The sequence below is a fragment of the Anaerococcus kampingae genome, assembly GCF_046365475.1.
Lineage (GTDB): Bacteria > Bacillota > Clostridia > Tissierellales > Peptoniphilaceae > Anaerococcus > Anaerococcus kampingae.
Map to the genome: position 1 here is coordinate 1 of NZ_JBGMEF010000050.1, position 3,117 is coordinate 3,117.

Annotated in this window: 1 rRNA gene; it reads left to right on the forward strand. The window is 45.6% G+C overall.

The window, feature by feature from the left end:
- A 23S ribosomal RNA gene (locus ACCQ42_RS09945) occupies positions 1 to 3,106 on the forward strand; the annotation flags it as partial.
- Between the last annotated feature and the right edge of the window lie 11 nt (positions 3,107 to 3,117).

Consider the following 3,117-nt stretch of genomic DNA (forward strand, 5'->3'; position numbering starts at 1 on the left):
AGAAAGAAAGGGCGCAAGGTGGATGCCTTGGCACATGAAGGCGAGGAAGGACGTAAGTGAACGAAAACTAGGGTAAGCTCACAAAAAGCATTGACCCCTAGGTCTCCGAATGGGGAAACCCGGCTGTGGAAGACACAGTCATCATTAAGTGAATACATAGCTTAATGAAGCAAGACCCTGTGAACTGAAACATCTAAGTAACAGGAGGAAAAGAAAGAAAACTCGATTTTCCTAGTAGCGGCGAGCGAAAAGAAAAGAGCCTAACTCATTAAGGATCATATTTAATTAGCAGAATCATTTGGGAAGATGAACCAAAGAAAGTGATAGTCTTGTACGCGACAGTTAAATATGGACAGATGGAAAGTAGCACCGGACACGAGGAATCCGTTGTGAAGATAGGGGGCCCATCCCCTAAGGCTAAATACTAACATGTGACCGATAGTGAACAAGTACCGTGAGGGAAAGGTGAAAAGAACCCCGAAAGGGGAGTGAAATAGAACCTGAAACCTAGCGCCTACAAGCAGACAGAGCGCATATAGCGTGATGTCGTACCTTTTGTAGAATGGGCCAGCGAGTTATTCTAAGCTGCAAGATTAATGATTTAAGATCAGAAGTCGAAGCGAAAGCGAGTCTGAATAGGGCGAAAAGTAGAATAGAATAGACCCGAAACCGGGTGATCTATCCATGACCAGAGTGAAGGTGAAGTAAAATTCACTGGAGGCTCGAACCGGGTACGGTTTAAAACGTATCGGATGAGTTGTGGTTAGGGGTGAAAAGCCAAACGAACTCGGATATAGCTGGTTCTCCTCGAAATAGCTTTAGGGCTAGCCTTTGACGAAAGATTTAAGGAGGTAGAGCACTGAATGGTCTAGGGCGGTTTACCGTACCAAAACCTATCAAACTCCGAATGCCAAAAAATCAAGTCAAGGAGTCAGACTTAGAGGGATAAGCTTCTAAGTCGAAAGGGAAACAGCCCAGACCGACAGCTAAGGTCCCAAAATCTGGATTAAGTGGAAAAGGATGTGATCCTACTAAGACAACCAGGACGTTGGCTTAGAAGCAGCCATGCATTTAAAGAATGCGTAATAGCTCACTGGTCAAGTGGGGTTGCGCCGAAAATGAACGGGGCTCAAATCCAGTACCGAAGCTTCGGATTGATAGAGGAATTAAGTATACAAGTAAGGTATATAATTAAACTTGAATGGAAATATTAAAGATAACAGAGTTAACAAAAGAGTAGAAAATCAAAACTAACATACGCTCACTAAGAAAAATCAGAAAAGATTCAAAAATCACCCAAAATCCTAAAAAGGATAAACGGTAGGTCTAAAAACCTAAGCGTAAGTCAAACTACAATAAATTAACTGGTAACTGTAAATATTAAACGTCAAGTAAAATCTATCTTACAAGCATACTTAATACCTCTATCAGTGGTAGAGGAGCGTTGTATTAGGGAAGAAGCAGAAGCGAAAGCAAAGGTGGACTTAATACAAGTGAGAATGCTGGCATGAGTAGCGAGAAGGAGAGTGAGAATCTCTCCCGTCGAAACCCTAAGGATTCCTGAGCAAGGCTCGTCCCCTCAGGGTAAGTCGGGACCTAAGCCAAGGCCGAAAGGCGTAGGCGATGGACAACAGGTTTAGATTCCTGTACCGCTTAAAGTCGTTAAGAGAGAAGTGATGACGCAAGAGGATAAGCTAAGCTGACAGATGGAAGTCAGTCCAAGCAGTGAGATTAATGTGTAGGCAAATCCGCACATTGTTAAAATCAGGCTGTGATGGGTATCGAAAACATGAGTAGAGAAGTAGCCGATTTCAAATTGCCAAGAAAAGTCACTATCCAGACCAAAGCGCCCGTACCCGAAACCGACACAGGTAGGGAGGTAGAGAATACCAAGACGCGCGGAAGAACCTTTGTTAAGGAACTCGGCAAAATGTCCCCGTAACTTCGGGAGAAGGGGAGCCATAGCGATATGGCCACAGAAACCAGGCCCAAGCGACTGTTTACCAAAAACACAAGTTTCTGCAAAATCGTAAGATGAAGTATAGGAGCTGACACCTGCCCGGTGCTGGAAGGTTAAGGCGAAGGCTTAGCGCAAGCGAAGGCTCGAACTTAAGCCCCAGTAAACGGCGGCCGTAACTATAACGGTCCTAAGGTAGCGAAATTCCTTGTCGGGTAAGTTCCGACCCGCACGAAAGGTGTAACGATTTGGGCACTGTCTCAACAAAGGATCCGGTGAAATTGTAGTAGTCGTGAAGATGCGACTTACCCACGCTAGGACGGAAAGACCCCGTGGAGCTTTACTGTAGGCTGATATTGGACTTTGAGATTAGATGTACAGGATAGTTGGGAGACTGTGATACATGCACGCCAGTGTGTGAGGAGTCACCCTTGGGATACCAACCTTCTAATATTAAAGTTCTAACGATAACCCTTGAATCAGGGTATCGGACATTGTCAGTTGGGCAGTTTGACTGGGGCGGTCGCCTCCTAAAAAGTAACGGAGGCGTTCAAAGGTTCGCTCAGAATGGACGGAAACCATTCGAAGAGTACAAAGGCATAAGCGAGCTTAACTGCAAAACCTACAAGTTGCGCAGAGTAGAAATACGGACTTAGTGATCCGGTGGTACCGCATGGAAGGGCCATCGCTCAACGGATAAAAGCTACCCCGGGGATAACAGGCTTATCTCCCCCAAGAGTCCACATCGACGGGGAGGTTTGGCACCTCGATGTCGGCTCGTCTCATCCTGGGGCTGAAGTAGGTCCCAAGGGTTGGGCTGTTCGCCCATTAAAGAGGCACGCGAGCTGGGTTCAGAACGTCGTGAGACAGTTCGGTCCCTATCCAGCGTGGGCGTAAGAAATTTGAGAGGATCTGTCCCTAGTACGAGAGGACCGGGATGGACATACCAATGGTCTACCAGTTGTTCCGCCAGGAGCATAGCTGGGTAGCTACGTATGGAATCGATAAGTACTGAAAGCATCTAAGTACGAAACAGACCTCAAGATAAGATTTCTCAGAGTACGTAAAGAAAATACGTTTGATAGGTCCAAGGTGTAAGTGCAGTAATGTATTAAGCTAATGGATACTAATACTTTATATCTTGACTGGAAATATTGTTT